Source organism: Acidovorax sp. GBBC 1281, assembly GCF_028473645.1.
Classification (GTDB): Bacteria; Pseudomonadota; Gammaproteobacteria; order Burkholderiales; family Burkholderiaceae_C; genus Paracidovorax.
The window spans coordinates 2902487-2922724 of the sequence record NZ_CP097269.1; the positions used below are offsets into that span (position 1 = coordinate 2902487).

Annotated in this window: 22 protein-coding genes and 1 riboswitch; of the genes, 9 read left to right on the plus strand and 13 right to left on the minus strand. The window is 71.5% G+C overall.

Features of this window, described 5'->3' with window-relative positions; all coding sequences use genetic code 11:
• Positions 1-104 precede the first annotated feature (104 nt).
• A complete protein-coding gene (locus M5C96_RS13505; protein WP_272563695.1) occupies positions 105-1133 on the plus strand; it encodes a LacI family DNA-binding transcriptional regulator in 1029 nt (342 codons plus the stop codon).
• Here M5C96_RS13505 and M5C96_RS13510 read toward each other — a convergent pair whose 3' ends face one another.
• Positions 1134-1607: an Lrp/AsnC family transcriptional regulator gene (locus tag M5C96_RS13510; protein ID WP_272563696.1), complete on the minus strand. Its 474-nt coding sequence runs from the start codon at positions 1605-1607 to the stop codon at positions 1134-1136.
• 114 nt (positions 1608-1721) lie between these two features.
• On the opposite strand from M5C96_RS13510, the gene M5C96_RS13515 reads away from it, so the two are divergent.
• The gene (locus M5C96_RS13515) at positions 1722-2690 is read left to right on the plus strand and encodes a threonine ammonia-lyase (protein ID WP_272563697.1); all 969 of its coding nucleotides are present in this window, start codon (positions 1722-1724) and stop codon (positions 2688-2690) included.
• Between the two features lie 102 nt (positions 2691-2792).
• On the opposite strand, the gene M5C96_RS13520 is transcribed toward M5C96_RS13515, so the two are convergent.
• On the minus strand, positions 2793-3323 hold the full coding sequence (locus M5C96_RS13520) for an OmpA family protein (RefSeq protein ID WP_272563698.1): 531 nt from the start codon (positions 3321-3323) through the stop codon (positions 2793-2795).
• Between the two features lie 58 nt (positions 3324-3381).
• On the opposite strand from M5C96_RS13520, the gene M5C96_RS13525 reads away from it, so the two are divergent.
• Positions 3382-3978: a gamma-glutamylcyclotransferase gene (locus tag M5C96_RS13525; RefSeq protein WP_272563699.1), complete on the plus strand. Its 597-nt coding sequence runs from the start codon at positions 3382-3384 to the stop codon at positions 3976-3978.
• Between the two features lie 31 nt (positions 3979-4009).
• On the plus strand, positions 4010-4663 hold the full coding sequence (gene pdxH, locus M5C96_RS13530) for a pyridoxamine 5'-phosphate oxidase (protein ID WP_272563700.1): 654 nt from the start codon (positions 4010-4012) through the stop codon (positions 4661-4663).
• Positions 4664-4711: 48 nt separating this feature from the next.
• On the opposite strand, the gene M5C96_RS13535 is transcribed toward pdxH, so the two are convergent.
• Positions 4712-5665, minus strand: coding sequence for an AEC family transporter (locus M5C96_RS13535; RefSeq protein ID WP_272563701.1), 954 nt, complete (start codon positions 5663-5665; stop codon positions 4712-4714).
• A gap of 103 nt (positions 5666-5768) precedes the next feature.
• Positions 5769-6055: riboswitch (cobalamin riboswitch) on the plus strand.
• Between the two features lie 104 nt (positions 6056-6159).
• On the opposite strand from M5C96_RS13535, the gene M5C96_RS13540 reads away from it, so the two are divergent.
• The 5 genes from M5C96_RS13540 to M5C96_RS13560 are packed head-to-tail and all read left to right on the plus strand — an operon-like array spanning position 6160 to position 12142.
• Complete coding sequence (locus M5C96_RS13540) at positions 6160-8301, plus strand: TonB-dependent receptor (protein ID WP_272563702.1); 2142 nt, start codon at positions 6160-6162, stop codon at positions 8299-8301.
• The gene (locus M5C96_RS13545; RefSeq protein ID WP_272563703.1) at positions 8291-9424 is read left to right on the plus strand and encodes an ABC transporter substrate-binding protein; all 1134 of its coding nucleotides are present in this window, start codon (positions 8291-8293) and stop codon (positions 9422-9424) included. Before M5C96_RS13540 ends, M5C96_RS13545 begins: the two co-directional genes overlap by 11 nt.
• Positions 9421-10542 (plus strand): FecCD family ABC transporter permease, encoded by a 1122-nt coding sequence (locus M5C96_RS13550; protein WP_272563704.1) that lies wholly within the window; start codon positions 9421-9423, stop codon positions 10540-10542. The genes M5C96_RS13545 and M5C96_RS13550 overlap by 4 nt, the downstream gene beginning before the upstream one ends.
• Complete coding sequence (locus M5C96_RS13555; protein ID WP_272563705.1) at positions 10539-11366, plus strand: ABC transporter ATP-binding protein; 828 nt, start codon at positions 10539-10541, stop codon at positions 11364-11366. The genes M5C96_RS13550 and M5C96_RS13555 overlap by 4 nt, the downstream gene beginning before the upstream one ends.
• The gene (locus M5C96_RS13560) at positions 11363-12142 is read left to right on the plus strand and encodes a (2Fe-2S) ferredoxin domain-containing protein (protein WP_272563706.1); all 780 of its coding nucleotides are present in this window, start codon (positions 11363-11365) and stop codon (positions 12140-12142) included. The genes M5C96_RS13555 and M5C96_RS13560 overlap by 4 nt, the downstream gene beginning before the upstream one ends.
• A gap of 259 nt (positions 12143-12401) precedes the next feature.
• Here M5C96_RS13560 and M5C96_RS13565 read toward each other — a convergent pair whose 3' ends face one another.
• The 10 genes from M5C96_RS13565 to msrA form a co-directional block, all read right to left on the minus strand.
• The gene (locus M5C96_RS13565; RefSeq protein ID WP_272563707.1) at positions 12402-14633 is read right to left on the minus strand and encodes a TonB-dependent receptor; all 2232 of its coding nucleotides are present in this window, start codon (positions 14631-14633) and stop codon (positions 12402-12404) included.
• A gap of 225 nt (positions 14634-14858) precedes the next feature.
• Complete coding sequence (locus M5C96_RS13570; protein WP_272563708.1) at positions 14859-15317, minus strand: hypothetical protein; 459 nt, start codon at positions 15315-15317, stop codon at positions 14859-14861.
• 51 nt (positions 15318-15368) lie between these two features.
• A complete protein-coding gene (locus tag M5C96_RS13575) occupies positions 15369-15902 on the minus strand; it encodes a DUF3299 domain-containing protein (RefSeq protein ID WP_272563709.1) in 534 nt (177 codons plus the stop codon).
• A 97-nt stretch (positions 15903-15999) separates the two neighbouring features.
• Positions 16000-16260 (minus strand): hypothetical protein, encoded by a 261-nt coding sequence (locus tag M5C96_RS13580; RefSeq protein WP_272563710.1) that lies wholly within the window; start codon positions 16258-16260, stop codon positions 16000-16002.
• Positions 16261-16334: 74 nt separating this feature from the next.
• Entirely contained in the window at positions 16335-17585 is a 1251-nt protein-coding gene (locus M5C96_RS13585) for an FtsX-like permease family protein (protein ID WP_272563711.1), read from the minus strand.
• An 11-nt stretch (positions 17586-17596) separates the two neighbouring features.
• Positions 17597-18268 (minus strand): ABC transporter ATP-binding protein, encoded by a 672-nt coding sequence (locus tag M5C96_RS13590; protein ID WP_272563712.1) that lies wholly within the window; start codon positions 18266-18268, stop codon positions 17597-17599.
• Positions 18265-18747 carry a Fur family transcriptional regulator gene (locus M5C96_RS13595; protein ID WP_272563713.1) on the minus strand — a complete coding sequence of 161 codons (483 nt, stop codon included), beginning with the start codon at positions 18745-18747 and terminating at the stop codon, positions 18265-18267. Before M5C96_RS13595 ends, M5C96_RS13590 begins: the two co-directional genes overlap by 4 nt.
• A 137-nt stretch (positions 18748-18884) precedes the next feature.
• Positions 18885-19085, minus strand: coding sequence for a hypothetical protein (locus M5C96_RS13600; protein ID WP_272563714.1), 201 nt, complete (start codon positions 19083-19085; stop codon positions 18885-18887).
• A gap of 5 nt (positions 19086-19090) precedes the next feature.
• The gene (locus tag M5C96_RS13605; RefSeq protein WP_272563715.1) at positions 19091-19549 is read right to left on the minus strand and encodes a hypothetical protein; all 459 of its coding nucleotides are present in this window, start codon (positions 19547-19549) and stop codon (positions 19091-19093) included.
• A 135-nt stretch (positions 19550-19684) separates the two neighbouring features.
• Entirely contained in the window at positions 19685-20224 is a 540-nt protein-coding gene (gene msrA / locus M5C96_RS13610; protein WP_272563716.1) for a peptide-methionine (S)-S-oxide reductase MsrA, read from the minus strand.
• Positions 20225-20238 lie beyond the last annotated feature (14 nt).

Below are 20238 nucleotides of genomic sequence, written 5' to 3' on the forward strand. Positions count from 1 at the left end.
TTGCCGCACGCTACAGCGCCATCGGTCGCCGCATGCTTGTTTACCCTGTGAAAGATAGCGCTATCTTAGGAAACAATGCCACCCAGACTGCTCCGGATTAACCCTTGACCGACGCCACCCGCCGCCCCCGCCGCTCCAGCGGCCGCATCACGCTCGACGACGTGGCGCGCGATGCCGCCGTGAGCCCGATCACCGTCTCGCGCGTGCTGCGCGGCGAACGCAGCGTGGACGCGCAACTCGCCGAGCGCGTGCGCGCCTCGGCCGACCGCCTGGGCTACGTGCCCGATCCGGCGGCGCGCGCCCTCGCCTCCCAGCGCAGCACCCAGGTGCTGGTGCTGGTGCCGATGCTGTCCAACACGCTCTTCGTCGATTTGCTGGAGGCGGTGCACCGGACGCTGTTCCCCGAGGGCTTTCACCCGCTCATCGGCGTGACCCATTACGACACCACCGAAGAAGAGCTGCTGCTGCGCACCTACCTGCCCCACCGGCCAGCCGGCCTGCTGGTCACCGGGTTCGACCGCAGCGAAACAGCCCGCCAGCTCATCGCCCGCAGCGGCGTGCCCTGCGTGCACCTGATGGAGACCAGCACGGCGCCGGACGTCGCGTGCGTGGGCTTTTCGCAGACCGATGCGGGCGCGGCCATCACCCGCCACCTGCTGGACCGGGGCCGTCGCCGCATCGCCTTCTGCGCCGCCCAACTGGACCCGCGCACGCTGCAGCGCGCCGAGGGCTACCGCCGCTGCCTGCGCGAGGCGGGCCTGTACGACCCGGCGCTGGAGGTGCTCAGCCCGGAGCGCTCGTCGGTCGCACTGGGCGCGCGGCTGTTCGAAGAGGTAGTGCGCCGCATGCCCGGTGTGGATGCCATCTTCTTTTGCAACGACGACATCGCCCAGGGCGGGCTGCTGGCGGCCAACCGGCTGGGGGTGGCGGTGCCAGGGCGGATCGCGGTGGCCGGGTTCAACGACCTGGAGGGCAGCGACCAGATGGTGCCGCCGCTCACCACCGTGCGCACGCCGCGCGCCGAGGTCGGGCGCGCCGGCGCGGCGATGCTGCTCGGGCTGATGCGCGGCGCGCCCACCGGGCCGGGGTGCGTCGAGCTGGGCTACGAACTCGTCGTGCGCGGCAGCACCTGATCACCTATCCGCCGGGGGGATGGCCAGCGGTGCGCCGCGTTGGTGCGCATCCAGAACGATCTGCGTGGTGAAGCTGCGCACGTTGGGGTCGTGCAGCAGGCACGCCTTGCAGAAGGCCTCGTAGGCCGCCAGGTCGGGCACGATGACGATCAGCACATAGTCGACGCTGCCGGCCACGCCGTAGCACTGCTGCACCTCGTCGCGCTGCCCCACGGTCTCGCGGAAGGCCTGCGTGGCGCGTGCCGACTCGTCGATCAGGTCGACCTGCACGATGGCCGTGATGCCCAGGCCCAGCCGGGTGCAATCGAGCTGGGCGGTTTCGGCCTGGATCACGCCCGCCTGCCGCAGGCGCTTCAACCGCCGTTGCACCGCGGCGGCGGACAGGCCGACGCGCGCGCCGATCTGCTCGCTGGGCACGCGGGTGTCCCGCTGGTAGAGGTCGAGGATCTGGCGGTCGAAGGCGTCGAGGGGCATGGCGTCGGAGGGTTGCACGAAGGCCGCGTGGAAGGCGCCCACAATGCGGCAAGGCGGCGCTGGCGGGGGCGCAATCGCGGCCCGCCCCACCGCCCCGGTTTGCATACTTTGGGCATGACCATTATCGACACCCCCCACCGCCTGTCGCTGCGCAACATCGAGCGCGCGGCCTCCCTCATCGACCCCGTGTTTCTCCACAGCCCGCAGTACGAATGCGAGCCGCTCAGCCAGGCGCTGGGCGCAGCCCTGACGCTCAAGGTCGAAACGCTGAACCCGCTGCGCTCGTTCAAGGGGCGCGGCGCCGACTTCTTCCTCAAGGACAACGCGGCGGCGCTGGCCGGCCGGCCCCTGGTCTGCGCCACGGCCGGCAACTGGGGGCAGGCCATGGCCTATGTGTGCCGCGCCCGCGGCTGGCCGCTGGTGGTCTATACCGCCACCACGGCCAATGCCTTCAAGGTCGAGCGCATGCGCGCGATGGGCACCGAGGTGCGCCTGCACAGCGACGACTTCGACACCGCCAAGGAAGAGGCCCGGCGCTTTTGCGCGTCGTCCGGCGCGCTGCTGGTCGAGGATGGGCTGGAGACCCAAATCAGCGAAGGCGCCGGCACCATCGCCCGCGAACTGCTGGCGCGCGATGCCTTCGATGCCCTGCTGGTGCCGCTGGGCAATGGCGCCCTGCTCAACGGCATGGGCCTGTGGACGAAAGCCCATGCGCCGGCCACGCGGGTGATCGGCGTTTGCGCGGAAGGCGCGGATGCCACGGCCGCCTCCTGGAAGGCGCGCCGGCTGATCGAGCGGCCCGCCACGCAGACCATCGCCAATGGCATCGCGGTCCGGCGCCCCGTGCCGCAGGCGCTGGACGACATGCAGGGCCTGGTGGACGACGTGCTGCTGGTGAGCGATGCGGCCATCCGGCGCGCGATGCAGCTGGTGTTCCAGACGGCCGGCTTGATGGTGGAGCCCGCCGGCATCGTCGGCGTGGCCGCCGTGATGGAACATCCCGCGCTGCGCTCGCAGAAGCTGGCGACCGTGCTGTGCGGCAGCAACCTCACCCCGCAGCAGATCGTGCAGTGGCTGCATTGAGGCCCCTTTCGGGAACGCGGCGCCAAAGAAAAAGCCCGGCGGACCGGGCTTGCTGTCGAGGGATCGGAGGATGCGGCCGGCGGCCACCCCCTCACGCCCGGATCAAAGCGGCGCCAGCGTGACCTCGACGCGGCGGGCTTCGGCGTTGCTGCCGCCGGCCTGCGTGACGGCGGGCTTGCGCAGGTCGATCTTGTCTTCGGGCACGCCGGCCGTCTTGAGCGCATCGCGCACGGCAAAGGCGCGGTCCTTGGCCAGTTGCGCGTTGGCGGCGGCGTCGCCCGTGGCATCGTGGAAACCGGAGACCACCACCGAGCGGCCTTCGGCCACGGCACGCGATACGTCGGCCAGGGCCGGTGCGGCACCGGGGGCCAGGTCGGCACGGCCCGTGGCGAAGTAGAAGCGGACCACGCCGCCGTCCACCACCACGCGGGCCACTTCGTCCTCGGCCACCACCAGCGTGCCGGCGGGCGCGACCACCACTGCGGCGGGCTCGACCACCGGCGCGCGCGCCAGGCTGCGCTGCTTGTACACCGTCACGCCCACCACCGAGGACACCACCAGGGCAATCAACGCGAACAGGAACCCGAGGGCAAAACGTTGCTGGCTGTCGTCATCGGCACTGCTGAAGGCCATGGGAAGAACTCCGTAAAGTAAATAATGGGGGCTGAAGACAACCCGCGATTGTAGAGTCATGACGCCGCTGCCCGCCCCCTTGCGCGACCCCGCCCCACTGCTCCAGCGCACCCTGGACGAATGGGGCGGCCAGGACGATCTGTGGATCTTCGGCTATGGTTCGCTGATCTGGCGGCCCGATTTCGAGTTCGCCGAGCGGCGTCCCGCCCGAGTGCACGGCTGGCACCGGGCCCTCAAGATGTGGAGCCGCATCAACCGCGGCACGCCCGAGCAGCCCGGCCTGGTGTTCGGCATGCTCTCGGGCGGCAGTTGCCGAGGCATGGTGTTCCGCGTGGCCGGCGCGCAGGCCCGCCAGACCCTCGTCAACCTGTGGCAGCGGGAGATGGCGCTTGCGGTGTACGACCCGCGCTGGCTGCCTTGCCAGACGCCGCAGGGCACGGTGCGCGCCCTCGCCTTCACACTGTCGCGCCGCAGCCCGAGCCACGCCGGGGTGCTGCCGGACGACGAATACCGCCGCATCTTCGAGCAGGCCAGCGGCATCTACGGCACCACGCGCGACTACGCCCAGGCCACCTACGACGAACTGCGCCGCCTGGGCATCGACGACCGGGCGCTGGGCAAGCTGCTGGCGCTGACATCCGCCCACGAACGCTGACCTGCGGCACGCGCCGGGGCACAATCGCCCGATGAGCAGCAGCCCCCTTTCCTCCTCCATCGCCGACCTGCGCAAGAGCTACGAGCGCGCGGAACTGAGCGAAGACGCCTCCCTGGCCGACCCGTTGGCCCAGTTCGACCAGTGGCTGCAGCAGGCCCTGGTCGCCCAGGTCCCCGAGCCCAATGCCATGACGCTGGCCACCGTGGGGGCCGATCTTCGGCCCAGCACGCGCATCGTGCTGGTCAAGGGCTACGACGAGCGGGGCATCGTCTGGTTCACCAACTACGACAGCCGCAAGGGCCGACAACTGGCCGGCAACCCGTTCGCGGCGCTCCAGTTCCATTGGGTGGAGCTGGAACGGGTGGTGCGCATCGAAGGCACGGTGGAGAAGGTGGACGACGCCGAGAGCGATGCCTACTTCAAGAGCCGCCCGCTGGATTCGCGCATCGGCGCCTGGGCCAGCCCGCAGAGCGAGGTGATCGCGGGGCGCGGCGTGCTGGTGGCCAACGCGGCCAGGTACGGCGCGCAGTTCCTGCTCAGCCCACCGCGCCCGCCGCACTGGGGCGGCTACCGCCTCAAGCCCGAACAATGGGAGTTCTGGCAGGGCCGCAAGAGCCGCCTGCACGACCGGCTGCGCTACCGGGACGATGGCGGCCAGTGGGTGCGCGAACGGCTGGCGCCCTGAAGCCTTCTAGCCAGCCGCCAGCGCCGCACGCCCGCGCGATGCGCAGGGTCAGTGAAAGAACCGCTGCGCGACGATCAGCATGAGCGGCACCGTCACCAGCGCCAGCGCCGTGGACACGGCGATGCTGGCCGTCACCTCGTCCTGCATGGTGTCGTAGCGCTGCGTGAACAGGAACACGTTGGCCCCCACCGGCAGCGACGCCGCCAGGAACATCACCGCCGTCGAGGTGCCGCCCAGGCCGAAGGCCCAGGCCAGCGCCAGCAGCAGCATGGGGTGCGCCACGTTCTTGACCAGTGAAATGCGCAGCGCGTCGCGCGCGTGGTGGCCCACCTTGCTGAACGCCAGGGTCACGCCCACCAGCAGCAGCGCCATGGGACCGAGCGCCATGCCCAGCAGTTGCAGCGGCTTGTCCACCACGTCGGGCAGGCGCAGCCCGGTCTGCGCGAACAGCAGACCGGCCAGGATGGGCAGCGGAACCGGGTGCAGGATGCCGTTGCGAACGGCCTGCAGCACCGTGTGCAGCATGGGGCGCGGCGGGCTGCGGCCGTCGCGCTGGCTTTCATGCGCCTGCGCCAGCTCGAACACCACCGTGGCCGCCGTGAGCAGGATGAGCGCGTGCAGCGAGATCAGCGTGAACAGCGTCACCAGCCCTTCCTGGCCGTAGACCAGCCCGACCAGCGGCACGCCGATCATGATGGTGTTGCTGAACATGCTGGCCAGCCCGAACGCGGCCGAGCGGGTGGAAAACCCCATGACCGCCAGCGATACCACGAACACCAGCCCGGCCGCAAGAAAGTACAGGCCCACCGGCTCGAAGTTCAAGTCCTGCACGCGCGACGTGCCCATGGTGCGAAACAGCAGCGCGGGCGTGAGCACCAGGAACACCAGGTTGGACAGGTCCTTGACCGCCGAGGCCCGCACCCAGCCCAGCCGCCCCGCGAGAAAGCCGATGGCGATGAACAGGATCACCGGGATCATGGAGGCGAAGACGGGGGAGTTCACGGTGCGATCCTGCGGGCAAAGCCGTCGATTATCCGTGCCCCGCCCCGCCTTGGGGCCCGTCCGGAACGCATTGCGGACTTTCCGGATTCCGCCGCGCACCCCCCTCTACAATCGCGCCGTTGGTGCTCGCGGCGTGGTTCACATGCCGCAGTTCAACGGGAAGCAGGAGGACACTCCGGCAACCGGCCGCCGATGCGCAGCGCCGGCCTGCCGACCCGTCCCGCCTGCGCTGCCCCCGCAACGGTCAAACGGACGAATGCACACCGGCCATTCCCGCCGAGGTGCCTTCAGCATCCCTCCACACAGCCACTGGACGCCTTGAACAAGCGCTGGGAAGGCGAGGAATGCAGCGCCGTCAGCCCGGATACCGGCCAACGAGGTGAGTGCGCCGCCTGCATACATGAATGAATGCATGAACGGGTGGCGCATTCGTATCGCCCAGACGCCGGCGGGGATGCCGGCCAGGGTTGCTTTTTGATCGCCCCTCCCTTCCCATGAAGCCCGTCCTTCGTGCGCGCGCCGCTGCGCTCCCGTTCGCCCTCGCGGCCGCCTATCCCGGCTTTTGCGCCCATGCCCAGACCGAGGGCAGCGCGGCCCCCGCCACCCTGGCCCCGGTCACCGTCACCGAAGACCGCGGCGTCGCCACGCCGCTGGTGCTGCCCTCCACCGCCGGCAGCCGCCTGGAACTCACGCCGTTCGAGACGCCCGCCAGCGTGGCCATCGTGCCCGGCGAGCTGATCCGCGCCCTGGGCACCACGTCGGTCATCGACGCCAAGACGCTCGCGCCCGGCATGAGTTCGGCCAACAGCCCGGGCAACGGCGGCAATGTGCTCAGCGCCCGCGGCTTCACTGGCGTCAACTCCGTCAAGCAGCTCTACAACGGCCTGGAACTCTCCAACGCCGGCGGCGTGGTGAGCTTCCCCTTCGATCCTTGGAACGTCGAGCGCATCGAGGCCCTGTACGGCCCGGCCTCGGTGCTGTACGGCGCCGGTGCCATCGGCGGCGCGGTCAACGTGGTGAGCAAGCGGCCGGACCCGGCGCAGGCCTCGCACGAGATCGGCCTGGGCGTGGGCTCCGACAACGCGCGGCACGAGGCCTTCAGCAGCACCGGCCCGATGGGCAACAACGGCCTGTCCTACCGGCTGGACCTGAGCCACCGCAGCGCGGACAACTGGGTGGACCGCGGAGCGTCCGACACCCTCGCCGCGTCGGCCTCGCTGCGCTACGACCTGTCGCCCCAGCTGAACTTCATCCTGGCTGCCGACTACGGCCGCCAAAAGCCCATGCACTACCTCGGCACCCCGGTGTTCAATGGCGCGCCCGTGTCGGGCACCGAGACGCTGAACTACAACATCGCCGACAGCGACCTGTTTTTCCAGGACCAGTGGACCACGCTGGACACCGAGTGGAAGCCCTCGGCCGATGTCACGGTGCACAACACCCTCTACCGGCTGACCCACAACCGCCGCTACCGCGACGCCACCGTGTTCACCTACCTGCCCGCCAGCGCATCGGTGCGCCGCAGCAGCTACCGGGACATTTCCTACTCGCGGCAGACGCAGGAGGGCGTCAACACCTACGCCAGGTTCCAGGGCCGGATCGCCGGCATGAAGAACGCGTTCCTCGCCGGCCTCCAACTCGAGCGCAGCTTCTACGACCGCTTCGACAACGTCCGGGGCGGCACCTCCACCGTCGATGCGCTGCACCCGGTGCCGGGCCTCTACCGCGATGCGTGGCGGGGCGAGTCGATCCCCATGTACTACCTGGACCTCGACCGCGTCGGCGTCTTCTTCGAAAACCACCTGACGCTGAGCCAGCGCTGGTCCGTGGTGGCCGGCCTGCGCGGCGACAGCTACCGCACCGAACGCGAAGACCGCCAGCTGCGCAACACCACCCGCGGCAAGGTCAGCGGCACCAGCGGCAGCCTGGGCGTGGTCTTCAACCCGGTGCCGGAGGTGGCGCTGTACGGCCAGATCGCCACGGCGCAGGATCCGGTCACCTCGCTGGCGAGCATCGGCGCCAACCAGCAGGGCTTCGGCCTGTCCCAGGGCCGGCAGATCGAATTCGGCCTCAAGCAAAGCCTCTGGGGCGGCCGCTTCGACTGGACGCTGGCGGCCTACCACCTCGTCAAGAAGGACCTGCTGACTGCCAACCTGGCCAACCCCACGCTCCAGGAACAGGTGGGCCAGCAGTCCTCTCGCGGCATCGAGGCCTCGGCATCCGCCCGGCTGGGCGCCTGGCGGGTGGAGGTCAACGGCACGGTGCTCGATCCGAAGTTCGACGACTTCCGGGCCCAGGTCGGCAGCGGCACGCAGCAGCTGGCGGGCAAGGTGCCGATGACCGTGCCCAGGCGCAGCGCCAACCTGAGCGCCTTCTGGGACTTCGCCCCCCAGTGGACCGCGCGCACGGCCCTGCAGTACGTGGGCCAGCGCTTCGTGAACAACACCAACACGGCCTCGCTGCCGTCGTACACCGTGGTCCAGGCCGGCGTGAACTGGCGGGCCATGCAGGGGGTGACGCTGGACCTGCGGGTGGACAACCTCTTCGACAAGCGCTATGCCACGCAGGGCTCGGAAGTGCAGTGGATTCTCGGCCGGCCCCGCACCGTCTGGCTGACCGGCACCCATGCGTTCTGAGATGCGTTCGGATGCCCCCGTCCCGCAGGGCCCGGGCAGCCGGCGGGCCCTGCTGCGGGGCTGGGGTGCGGCCGGTGCGGCGGGCATCGCCGGCGCGGCCTGGCTGCCGGGCCGCGCGATGGACCAGGCCAGGCAGGCCACGGCCATCACCGACGACCTGGGCCGCAGCGTGTCCGTTTCGCTGCCCCTGCGGCGCGTGGTGGTGTTCAACCGCTACACGACGGAGTTCATCCGCGCCATCGGGGCCATGCCGGCCGTGGTCGGCGTGGACTTCGACGGCCGCAAGCACCCTGACTACTGGCCGGGCGTGACCCCCGGCATGATCGCCGGCAGCGGGCAGTCCAGCGTCCACTACGAGGCCATCGTCGGCATGCAGGCCGATGCCGTCTTCATGCCGCGCAACAGCGACTGGAAACAGGCCGAGCGGGTGCTCAAGCCCTTCGGCATCCCGGTCATCGTGGTCACCGGCTGGGATCTGCTCAAGCACGAGTGGAACGTCGCGCTGCTGGGCCGGCTGTTCCACAGGACCGAGGGGGCCGCGCGGCTCAACGCCTTCTACCGCCACTGGCGCGACACGCTGGGGGACCGCCTGCAGGGGGCCACGCCCCGGCGCGTGTATTTCGAGGAGGTCTGCCCCTACAAGACCGTGCTGCAGGGCTCGGGCTGGCACGACATGATCGAGGCCGGCGGCGGCACCAACGTGTTCGGCGACATCCGGTTGCCCGGCGGCGTGTCCCCGCGCGGCAACGTGCAGAACTTCGAGGTGGACCCCGAGGAGGTGGCGGCCCGCCGGCCCGAGGTCGTCGTCAAGCTGCAGCCCGGCCAGTACCTGCCGCACCCGCGGGCCTTCTCGGCCGACGTGCTCGGCCAACTGGCCGCGCGGCCGGGCTGGGAGGGTACGCCGGCCGTGCGCCACCGGCAGATCCACCACCTGAGCTACTACCTCGCATCGGGCTGCTCCAAGATCACCGGTGCCCTGCAGATCGCGCAGTGGCTGCACCCCGGGCGCATGGCCGGCATCGACCCGGAGGCGGTCATGGGCACCTGGCTGCAAACATTCCAGGGCGTGCCGGCGCAGCGCGGCTACGCCTGTTCGCTGGACCACGTGAAGGGCGGCGCATGAACCCGACCGGTGCCGGACCGGCCTCCCCCGCGTCCTTCCCCACCTCCCCCGCCATCGCGGCGCTGCAACACGCCGTGGGCCGCCTGCGGGCCAGCCGCTGGCGCATCGCGGCCCTGGCGGTGTTCGCGCTCGGCCTGGCCGTGCTGGCCTCGCTCAGCCTGGGCGTGCAGTCCCAGCCGGTCGGCACGGTGCTGCGCCAGCTGCTGTCGCTGCTGCCCGGCCTGGAGGCCTGGGCCCACGACGGACCGCAGCGCAACGTGCTGCTGCAGCTGCGCCTGCCGCGCACCGCCATGGCGCTGGTCTGCGGGGCCGGGCTGTCCATGGCCGGCGTGGCCATGCAGGGCATCACCCGCAACCCGCTGGTCAGCCCCTACACGCTGGGCATCTCACCGGCCGCGGCGTTCGGCGCGTCCATCGCCATCCTGCTGGGCTGGAACACCCTGCCCGCCACCGGCGCCTGGTGGACGGTGGCGCTGGCCTTTGCCTCGGCCATGGTGTGCGCGGCCGGGGTGCTGGGCTTGGCCTCGCTGCGTGGCGTGCATGCCATGGTGCTGGTGCTGGCCGGCGTGGCCTTCACCTACCTCTTCGGCGCGCTCACCGCGGCACTCCAGTTCTTCGCCAGCGAGCAGCAGCTCGCGGCCATCGTGCACTGGACCTTCGGGTCACTCAACGGCCGCTCCTGGAACGAGGTGGGGGTGGCCGGCGGCATCTGCCTGGTGTGCGCGCCGGTCCTGCTGGCCCATGCGGGCGCGCTCAACGCCTTCAGCGCCGGCGGCGACGATGTGGCCGCCTCGCTGGGGGTGCCCGTCGCCCGGGCCCGCATCGCGATCACACTGGCCGCCGTGCTGTGCAGCGCGGCCATCGTCAGCTTCACCGGCGTGATCGGCTTCGTCGGGCTGGTGGCGCCGCACATCGCGCGCCTGCTGATCGGCGGCGACCACCGCGCGCTGCTGCCCTTCGCGGCCGTGGTGGGCGCGTTGCTGGTGCTGCTGGCCGACATGGCGGGCCGCCTGCTCTTCGCGCCGGTGGTGGTGCTGGTCGGCATCGTCGTCGCCTTCCTGGGCGTGCCGCTGTTCCTGCACCTGCTGCTCACGCGGTGCAACGAGATGTCGGCATGAGCGGCGCATCGGCCACCGCGCCGCCTGCCCTGGTGCGCGCCGAGGGCCTGCGCAGCCGTTACGGCGGGCGCGCCTCGCCCGAGGTGCTGCAGGGCATCGACCTGGTGCTGCAGCCGGGCGAGGTGCTGGGCCTGGTCGGCCCCAACGGGTCGGGCAAGAGTTCGCTGCTCAAGTGCCTGGCCGGCCTGCGGCCGCTGAGCGGCGGCCACCTGCAGCTCGAAGGCCGTGCGCTGGCCGGCTGCACGCGCCAGGAGATCGCCCGTGCCGTCGCCTACGTGCCCCAGCACACCGGCCCCGGCATGTCGCTGCGGGTGCTGGACATGGTGCGGCTGGGCCGGCTGCCGCACCGGGGCCGCAGCTCGCCGCAGCAGGACGAGGCCATCTGCCTGGCCGCGATCGAGCGCCTGGCACTGGAGGCGCTGGCCCTGCGCCACTTCAGCGACCTCAGTGGCGGCGAGCGCCAGCGCGTGCTGATGGCCCGCGCCTGGGCCCAGCAAGGCCGCCTGCTGCTGCTGGACGAGCCCACCAGCGACCTGGACCTGCGCCACCAGCTCGCCACGCTGCAGACCGTGCGCGAGCTGTCGCGCCAGCGCGGCGCCGGGGCCGTCATCGCCATCCACGACCTGGCCCTGGCCGCGCGCTTTTGCGACCGGCTGCTGATGCTGCGCGGCGGCCGCGTGCTCGATGCCGGCGCGCCCGCGCAGGTGCTCACGCCCGCCAACGTGCAGGCGCTGTTCGGCGTCGGTGCGCGCATCGGCACCGATGGCGGGCTGCCCTATGTGATCCCGATGGACCCGACCCCCGACGAAAGCCCTTTCCCATGAACCCCAGCGATCCGATCCGCCCTCCCCTACGGCGCGCGGCCATTCTTCTGGCCAAGGCCTCCATCACAGGCGCGGCCGTTCGCGAGATGGAAGAACTCGCCCAGCGCGCCCAGTCCGCGATGGCGGGCCGCTTCGCGGCGGTGGTGCCTGCCTTCAGCGAACAGGGCAGCCCGAGCCTGCGCGAAGCGCTGGACGCCCTGGCCGCTGGGGACGTCGCGGACGAAATCGCCATCGTCCCGCTGCTCCTGCCGATGGAGCCGGGCTTTCGCACCTGGATCACCGGCGCGGTGCAGCGCTGGATGCGCGATGCGCAGGCGCCGCGGCGGCCCGGCGTGACGCTGTGCATGCCACCCGGCGACACCCTGGCCGTCGATGCGCTGGTGCACGGCCTGCTGCAATCCACCACGGTCCCCATCGACGCGCCCGCCGCGGCCCCTTCGGCCGGTTCGGTGATTCCGCCGCAAAAGCGCCGCGTGCTCGTCTGCCAGGGCGGCCCCTGCAACCACGCTGGCGCCGCGCTGGTCTGGGGCCACCTGCGCAACGAGCAAAAGCGCCTGGACTTGCGCAACACCGGCGACGGCATGATGAGCGCCCGCACCAGCTGCCTGGGGCCCTGCAACCTCGCGCCGGTGGTGCAGGTGTTCCCGGAAGGCACGTGGTACGGCGGCGTGGACGAGGCGGGCATCGACCGCATCGTCGAATCCCACCTGCTGCGCGGCGAGCCCGTGGCCGAGCTGGCCTACCCGCAGGTGCCCGGCAAGCAGACCCTGCGCTGAGAGACGGGCACCGCGCTCGGGCAGCGCCACGCCGACGGCTTTCTGCAGCCGCCGGATCGCCTGAACGCATCCACCCCGTTTGCAAGACGGTGCCGGGCGGCCCGCCCCATGCCTGGCGTCCGCCACCGGAGAAATCCCCATCGAAATGGGCTCCAGCGCAATCAAATCTAGGGCATGATGCTATTAAATAAATAGCAAATTGCCCTGACCCCATTCGCCGGGGGCGGACGGCGCCGAGCCGCCCGCCCCCGGCGCCCGCTCAGAACGTCGCCTTCACGCCCACCTTCAGGCTGCGGCCCGGCAGCGGCGACTTCGGAAACGCCGTGGTGGTCAGGATCGACGTGGCGCTGTAGGCCAGCTTGTCGGTGATGTTGTCGAGGCGGGCATACCACAGCAGGTTGCTGCGGGTGGCGCCGAACTGCACCTGCTGGTGGTAGCCCACCGAGGCGTTCCACAGCGTGTAGGCGCCGGTGGTGCGGGTGCCGTCGCTGGGCACGCGGTCCTGGGCGGCCAGGTGGTCAAAGCCCACGCCGGCGCGCCACGGGCCGCTGGCCCAGGCCAGCGTGCTGCCCAGGCGCAGCGGCGCGATGCGCGGCAGCGGCTCGCCCGTGTCCTCGTTGGTGGCGCGCACGAGGTCGCCACGCAACTGCAGGTCGAGCGTCGATGCCGTGTCGCCGAACAATGTGGCGCCGGCCAGCCCGCTCTCGCCCACCAGGCGCACGCTGCCGCTCGCCTCCAGGCCGTAAAACTTGGCGCGCACGCCCTGGTAGCGGTACTCCGGCAGCGCACCATCCGTGCCGGCGGGCACGCGCTTGCCGTCTTCCGTCAGGCTGGCGCCCGTGGGCGTGAGGCCGATGTAGTTGGAGAACCGGCTGTAGAACGCGGTGACGGCGAATCGCTGGGGCCCGCTCTTCCAGGCGGCGCCCACGTCGATGCTGGTCGCCTTCTCCAGGCCCAGGCGGCTGTCGCCCGTCTCCCAGGCGCCGGTGGCGATGTGCGGGCCGTTGGCGAACAGCTCGTAGTCCTTGGGTGCGCGCTGGGTGTACGACAGGTTGGAGGTGAGCTGCCAGTCGGGCGCCAGGTTCACGAGCGCGCCCACCGCCGCGCTGTGCGGGTGGAAGGTGTGCTTGCCCGTGTCGAAGCGGTCGGTGTCGGCGCTGCCGAACGATTCCACGCTCACCTGCTCGGTGCGGGCGCCGAAGGTCAGCTTGCCCCAGCCGGTGGCCAGTTCCTCGTGCGCGAACAGCGCGGTGGACCGGCTGCGGCTGTAGGGCGCGAAGGCCTCTTCGCCCACCGCCGAAAAGCGCGACGATTCGGCCTGCAGCCCGATCACGCCCTGCAGCGCGCCCAGCGGCGCGTGCTTGGCCTCCAGCCGCAGGTCGTTGCCCCGGTTGCGGAAGGTGGTGCCGGCCTCGCCGCCCGCGAATTCGGTGTGCACGTAGTCGGTGTGGCTGGCCTGCATCTTGATGCTCTGCAGCGGGCCCGCGTCGATGCGCCACTCGCCGTCCAGCGCGTAGCGGTTGGAGCGCATGCCGATGGTCACGTCGTCCTCGGCCACGGTGCCGTAGTCGTTGCGGTAGGTGCTGGCCGAGGCGCCCAGGTAGCCGCGGTCGAAGAACACCGTGCCGCCCACCGCGCCGCCGCGCGTGTGGCTGGCGGAGTTGCAGATGCGGCGCGCCAGGCCCGGCGAGCCGGGCTTTTCGCAGGCCAGGTCGGCCGGGGCGCGCACGTGGTCGGTGTCGCGGTCGAACACGTCCACGTGCAGCGCATAGCGGTCGTTGCCGCCCTCCACCATCGCGCCGCCCGAGCGCTCGCCGTTGCCCGTGGCGGCCGCCGCCTCGGCTTTGCCGGCCACGCCGTTGATGGGCTCGCGGGGAATGCGGTTGTCGATCACGTTGACCACGCCGCCCACGGCGCTGCCGCCGTACAGCAGCGCCGCCGGGCCGCGCAGGACCTCGATGCGCTCGGTCACCAGCGCCTCGGTGGGCACGGCATGGTCGAAGCTCAGGGCCGAGGCGTCCAGCGTGGCGCCGCTGTTTTGCAGGATGCGGATGCGGTCGCCGTCCAGCCCGCGGATGATGGGGCGGCTGGCGTTGGGGCCGAAGTAGGTGCTGCTCACGCCCGGCAGGCCGTCCAGCGTCTCGCCCAGGGTGGACTGGGTGCGCAGGGTGAGCGCATCGCCCGACAGCTGCGCGGCCGGCGCGACCACGGTGGCGGCACCCAGCGGGTTGCCGGTGACGGTCACCTCGGGCATGCGCGCGGCCGGCGCCGTGGGCCCGGTCGGCGTGGTGGCGGAGGCACTGGCGGACGCCGCGGGGTCGGACGCGTTGGCCGCCTGGGCGTGCACGGCCGGCAGCAGGCCGGGACCGCCCAGCGCCAGCAGCGCGGCCCAGGCCAGGGGGCGCAGCGTGGCGCGCCGCGCAGCGGGAACGCGCGCCGAAAGCGCGGTGAGGGGCGCAGCAGGCTGCGCGGTGCGGTGGGGGGAGTTCATGGATTCAGGCTTCACGAAAAGGGGCGGCGGCCTGCGCGCGCACGGCGCCGTTCTCCTGCGGCCCGGGCAGGCCCGGGCGGGCGGAACGGCCTGTGCGTGGCGCAGGCAGCCAATCAGGCAAAAAAGTGCCACCAGCGCAAATTCGACTAGGGCAGGTAGCTATCAAAAAAGGAGCATCACCGCGCTGCGGCCAGCGGTGGCCGGGGCGGTGCGGAGACGGCGCGGTCAGCCCCGTGCGGGGGGCGCGCGGGCGAGAAAGGCCGACCGCTGGCGCGTGCCGGTGTGCGAGGCGTGTTCCGGCAGCGGTGCCTGCGCGGCGCCGTGCACCGTCGGCAGCACCAGGGCCGCCAGCAGCGCGCCGCCGAGCAGCAACTGGTCCAGCAGCTGGCAGTCGGCGCCGTGGTGGCCGGCGAACAGCGCATGGAGGCCGTCGCCGCCCTGCCCTGGCAGGACATCCGGCGCCGTGGGGACCGTAGGAGCCACGGCCCGGTGCGCCACGCCCGCTGCCGGCCAGGAGACAGAGGCCGAGGCCAGGCCCGGCGCCACGGCCGACGGCCCCGCTCCCACGCCGTGCACCACCTGGTGCATGCGGCCGAGCAATGGCGCCAGCAGCAGCGCGAACGCGATCCACCAGACGGCGATGCGTCGGCGGTGCGGCAATGGCTGCGGGCGCGCGGGTGTCATGGGGAACGTGGGGACGGCGGGTCTGGGCGCTGTGTCAGCGAAGCACTCGCATCACTGGACGGGCCTGGCGTCGACCATGCGGTAGAACAGGCCGTACTCGTCGTTGCGCAGCGTCTCGAAGCGGCCCTCGACCACCACGGGTTCGAGCGAATACGTGACGGGAGACGAGGCCTTCACCTCGACCATGCTCTCCGGCCCGCCGGGAATGCAGAAGGCGCAGGTCAGCGGCACCGAGGTGAGCAAAAAGTGCCGCTGCTGCGGCTTGGCCGTCATGGGCACCATGAAGCCCTGCACGCGCTGCACGGTTTGGTTCAGCGCCTTCTGCTCGGGGTTGAAGACCGGCTCGATGCGGGTCTTGAGGGTTTTCTTCTGCAGGTTGGTCAGCGTGGACCAGGGGACCACGTCGCTGCGGGTGGGCAGCGGCTTGATCGGGCTTTGCGGGCTGTGGTAGCCCGCGCCGTTGCCCTGGGGCAGCCCACCGCCGCCCAGCGGGGACGACAGCGCCGCGCCGGCACCGTCCGGCGCCTGCGCGCCGGCCACGCCGCAGGCCAGCAGGCAGGCGAATGCGAGGGGGATGGCTTTCATGCGGGGGTCCTCAAAAAGGCGGCGAACGGCGGCCGGGCGCCCTGCCCGGCCTGTGCGATTGTCGCAGGCGCCCGGCCGGGGCGGGCGCGGGGACGGATCAATGCTGGTGCTTCATGCCGCAGAACTTGCCAATGGCCAGGCCCTTGCACGCCGCCTGCAGTTCCTTCTCGCAGGTGTCGTGGCCCTTGCCGGATTCCAGGCACTTGGCGGCGGCCTCGTGCGCGGCGGCCATGGCGCGGTGGCGCTGGATGTCGGCCTGGGTATCGGCGTCGGAATGCTGCTGCGCCTGGGCGGCAACGGTGGCCAGCAGCAAGAGCGGTGCGAGCGCCATGGCGCGGAGTCGGGAGGTGGCGGTCATGGAAAAAAGTCCTTTCAGGGAGGTGGGTGACAAAAACAGAGGGGAAGGGTTCGGGGGCGTCCAGGCATTCCAGGTCAGGGCCGCACCAGCAGGTCGGCCACGTCCACCCGGTACGCCTGCACGGCCGGCAGCAGCGCCGCCACCACCGCCACGGCCACCGCGAGGCTGGGCACCGCCCATTCCTCGGGCAGCCACAGCGCGCCGGAGACGGGCATGGCGTTCTGCGCCTGCAGCATCCAGCCCACCACCGCCGCCAGCGCATGGCCGGCGGCCAGGCCCAGGGCCGAGGCGATCAGCGCCAGCCACAGCGCCTCGGCCAGCAGCAGCCCACCCACACGCGCGGGCGAGGCGCCCAGCATGCGCAGCATGGCCAGGTCGGCGCGGCGCTCGCGCACGGCGTTCCACAGCGCGATGAAAACGCTCAACGCCGCCACGCCCAGCAGCACCGCGCCGAAGGCCTGCAGCACATCGGCGCCCACGCCCAGCAGGCGCAGCAGGCGCGTCACCTCGACGGCGGGTGCGGCGGCCTGCATGGGGGTGTTGGCATTGATGTAGCGCGGCAGGGTCACGGCCGCGAGCGGGCTGCGGTAGCGCACCAGCGCCAGCGTCACCTCGCGCTCCTGGCGCAGCGCCTCCAGATCGTCGGGGTCGTCGGCCTGCGCGCTTTCGTGCACCTTCCACACGGATTCGGTGGCGGTGAGCACCAGCCGGTCCAGCACGCAGCCGCAGGGCGCGAGCACGCCCGCCACGGTGTAGGGGTGGTCGCCGTGCGCGTGCCCGCCGCCGGCCAGGCCATGGCTGCCCACGAACCGCCGGCCCAGCAGCGCGTCGCCCTGCCCCGGCGCGGCATCCTGCGCGGCGCTGGCCATGGCGCGCGCCACCGTTGCGCCCAGCACGGCCTCCATGGGCTGCTGCCACAGGCGGCCCTGGGCCAGCGCGGCGCCGTAGTGCGCGGGGTACTGGGGCGTGGTGCCCACGATGCGGTAGCCGGAGAAGCTGTCGCCCAGGCTCAGCGGAATGGCCTCGGCCACCAGCGGCTGGCGGGCCAGCGCCTCGAAGTCGGCCAGGGCGATGTTGCCGGGCGGCACGTCGATGTGGAACACGCCCGCCAGGATCAGCTGCAGCGGGCTGCCCTTGGCGCCCACCACCAGGTCGATGCCCTGCACGTCGCGTTCGAACGCCTGGTCGATCTGGCGGCTGACCAGCAGCACCAGCGTGACCGCGGCGAGGCCGAGCGCGAGCAGCAGCAGGTTGAGCGCGGCCGGCAGCGGGCGCGACCACAGATAGCGCCACGAAAGGCCCAGGACGTTTGCTATATTTTTCATAGCGATATGCCCTAGGGTTGATTGCCCTGCAGGCCGATTTCATTCAGATCCAGGCACTGGGCGCCCGGCCGGTCCGCCAGGGCCTGCGCCGCGCGCCGGTCGTGCGTGGCGACCACCAGGCTGGCGCCGCAGGATTCGGCGCAGGCCGTGAGCAGCGCCAGCGCGTCGGCGGCGGCCTCGTCGTCCAGGCTGGCGGTGGGCTCGTCGGCCAGCAGCACCCGGGGCGACAGCAGCACGGCGCGCGCCAGGGCCACGCGCTGCGCCTGCCCGCCCGACAGTTGATGCGGCCGGCGGCCCGCCAGGTCGGCCACGCCCAGGCGGTCGAGCGCGGTGTGGATGGCGGCGACATCGCGCAGCAGCCCGGCGGCGAAGTATGGCAGCGCGAGGTTCTCGGCCACGGTGAGCGCGGCGCTCAGGTGCAGGGTCTGCGGCACGAAGCCGATGTGGCGCGCCCGCCAGGCATCGCGCGCCGCGCCGCCCAGGCGGTCCAGCGCCTGGCCGGCCACCTCCACCGTGCCGGCGCTCGCGCGGCGCAGCCCGGCCACCAGGGCCAGCCAGGTCGATTTGCCCGAGCCGGAGCGGCCCTGCAGCAGCAGGCAGCCGCCCTGCGGCAGGTCCACATCGGGAAACCGCAGCGGTGCGGTGCCGGCGTAGGCGAAGGCCAGCGCCTGCGTGCGGATCACTCGCCGTCCCCGGGGTGCGCGGTTTGCGCGCACACGGCGCACCGGCCGCGCACGGCGACGTCCAGCGCCAGGCGGTCGTGGCCGGCCGAGGCCAGGGCCTTCAGCATCTGGCGCGCGGCCGCCTGCAGCGGCGCCGCGCCCTCGGTCACGGGAAACTGCCGGTGGCAGTCGTTACACTCGAAATGCGGCGCGGCCGGCTCGCTCTTGTGGCCCACCAGGGTGTAGCGGGCCACGCGCTGGGCATCAATGTGCCGGCGCATCAACCCGGCGCCGGCCAGCCGGTCCAGCAGCCGGTAGACCGTGACGCGGTTGACCACCACGCCCCGGCGCGCCAGGGCGGATTCCACCTCCGCGCCGGACACCGCGACGGAGGGCTGCGAGGACATCAGCGCCAGCAGGGCGCGCGTGGCGCGGGTGGAACGCAGGCCGGGCGGCAGGGCGCGGGGCGCGGAGGGATCGGGGTGGGGAGAACGGGGCATGGCGGGCGGCCGGCGGCGCGCGCAAAAGGCGCCGGGGATGGCTTGGTAACGCAAACGGGTTGCATTATGGCAGCTTTGACCGGACCGCCCTTCCCGTTCGGCCGTCTGGCGGGTAGCCCGCTGGCCCCACCCGGCCGCTACGGCGCCTGCCCGTCCTGCAGTTTCCGGAGCTGGCGCCGCAGCCGCACGTTGTCCAGGCTGAGGGCCAGCCAGGAGAGGCCGAAGAGTCCGTAGAACACCGCCTCCCCGAAAAATGCGAAGGCCAGCCAGGACGCACCCGCGCACGCCAATGCCGTCACCAGCAGGTACGCGCCGTCCTTGAAAGAAGATGGGGCCATGGAGATCACCTCGCCCGCGACAGGCTCTGGGGGGACAGCGCCAGGGTCATCCGCCCCGCATGCCGGCGCTGGTAGATCTGCGGGTGGGTCTGCAGCACCATGCCCACCTGCGGGTTGAGAAAGCCGTGGCGCGACGCGTAGAACAGCACGTCCGACAGCCCGGTGCCGCCCGAGATCACCCGCCCGGTGGCCACGGCCGCGCTGCCCACCGCCGCCCCGGCGAAGTAGGCCACACCCAAAGCCCCCAGCATGGCCAGGCGCTCGGGCAGCGTGCCGGCGACGACCAGCTCACCCACCGTCACCCGCGGCCCGTGCACACGGGCGGCGTCCACCAGGGTCTTGATGGTGCCCACGATCAACGCGTAGTTCGGGAACGCGGTGGCCGGCACGGGAATCCCGAGCGCCTCCATGTTCTCCCGCCAATAGTCCAGCCACCGGGGTTCATTCTCTGCACCTGCCGACACGGTTCGACCTCCGCCTGAGTCCTTGTTTTGACAGGGCGCAAGTCTAGACAAAAATCGAAGGATTTTGCCGATTAATTACGTAACTGTTGGTCGAATCAGTGGCGCGCGACCGCAGGCCACCGGGGCGCCGCCGGCTCAGTCCGGCTTCAGGAACCGGGTGAACGTCTTGCGGAATTTCTCCACCTTGGGCCCTACCACGAAGGCGCAGTAGCCCTGGCCGGGATGGTTCAGGAAGTAGTCCTGGTGGTAATCCTCGGCCGGCCAGTAGCCCTTGACCGGCACCACCTCGGTCACGATCGGGGCGCCGAAGAGCTTGTCCTGCGACATCTGCCGCACCATCGCCTCGGCTTCGCTTTGGTGCTCGGGGGTCTCGGTGTAGATACCGCTGCGGTACTGCGTGCCCACGTCATTGCCCTGGCGGTTCAGCGTGGTGGGGTCGTGCGTGGCGAAGAAGATTTCCAGCAGGTCGCGCAGCGCGATCACGGCGGGGTCGAAGGTCAGCCGCACCACCTCGGCATGGCCGGTGGTGCCGGTGCAGACGTCCTCGTACGTGGGGTTGGGTTCGCGGCCGTTGGCGTAGCCGCTCTCCACGTCGGTCACGCCGCGAACGCGGTCGAACACGGCTTCGGTGCACCAGAAGCAGCCGCCGCCCAGGGTGATGGTTTGCAGTGTCATGGGATGGTCTTACA

Coding starts and splice junctions, on each gene's coding strand:
- M5C96_RS13510 (WP_272563696.1), bottom strand. CDS start 1,607: ATGCCCCTCGACGCCTTCGACCGCCAGATCCTCGACCTCTACCAGCGG.
- M5C96_RS13515 (WP_272563697.1), top strand. CDS start 1,722: ATGACCATTATCGACACCCCCCACCGCCTGTCGCTGCGCAACATCGAG.
- M5C96_RS13520 (WP_272563698.1), bottom strand. CDS start 3,323: ATGGCCTTCAGCAGTGCCGATGACGACAGCCAGCAACGTTTTGCCCTC.
- M5C96_RS13525 (WP_272563699.1), top strand. CDS start 3,382: ATGACGCCGCTGCCCGCCCCCTTGCGCGACCCCGCCCCACTGCTCCAG.
- pdxH (WP_272563700.1), top strand. CDS start 4,010: ATGAGCAGCAGCCCCCTTTCCTCCTCCATCGCCGACCTGCGCAAGAGC.
- M5C96_RS13540 (WP_272563702.1), top strand. CDS start 6,160: ATGAAGCCCGTCCTTCGTGCGCGCGCCGCTGCGCTCCCGTTCGCCCTC.
- M5C96_RS13545 (WP_272563703.1), top strand. CDS start 8,291: ATGCGTTCTGAGATGCGTTCGGATGCCCCCGTCCCGCAGGGCCCGGGC.
- M5C96_RS13550 (WP_272563704.1), top strand. CDS start 9,421: ATGAACCCGACCGGTGCCGGACCGGCCTCCCCCGCGTCCTTCCCCACC.
- M5C96_RS13555 (WP_272563705.1), top strand. CDS start 10,539: ATGAGCGGCGCATCGGCCACCGCGCCGCCTGCCCTGGTGCGCGCCGAG.
- M5C96_RS13560 (WP_272563706.1), top strand. CDS start 11,363: ATGAACCCCAGCGATCCGATCCGCCCTCCCCTACGGCGCGCGGCCATT.
- M5C96_RS13565 (WP_272563707.1), bottom strand. CDS start 14,633: ATGAACTCCCCCCACCGCACCGCGCAGCCTGCTGCGCCCCTCACCGCG.
- M5C96_RS13570 (WP_272563708.1), bottom strand. CDS start 15,317: ATGACACCCGCGCGCCCGCAGCCATTGCCGCACCGCCGACGCATCGCC.
- M5C96_RS13575 (WP_272563709.1), bottom strand. CDS start 15,902: ATGAAAGCCATCCCCCTCGCATTCGCCTGCCTGCTGGCCTGCGGCGTG.
- M5C96_RS13580 (WP_272563710.1), bottom strand. CDS start 16,260: ATGACCGCCACCTCCCGACTCCGCGCCATGGCGCTCGCACCGCTCTTG.
- M5C96_RS13585 (WP_272563711.1), bottom strand. CDS start 17,585: ATGAAAAATATAGCAAACGTCCTGGGCCTTTCGTGGCGCTATCTGTGG.
- M5C96_RS13595 (WP_272563713.1), bottom strand. CDS start 18,747: ATGCCCCGTTCTCCCCACCCCGATCCCTCCGCGCCCCGCGCCCTGCCG.
- M5C96_RS13600 (WP_272563714.1), bottom strand. CDS start 19,085: ATGGCCCCATCTTCTTTCAAGGACGGCGCGTACCTGCTGGTGACGGCA.
- msrA (WP_272563716.1), bottom strand. CDS start 20,224: ATGACACTGCAAACCATCACCCTGGGCGGCGGCTGCTTCTGGTGCACC.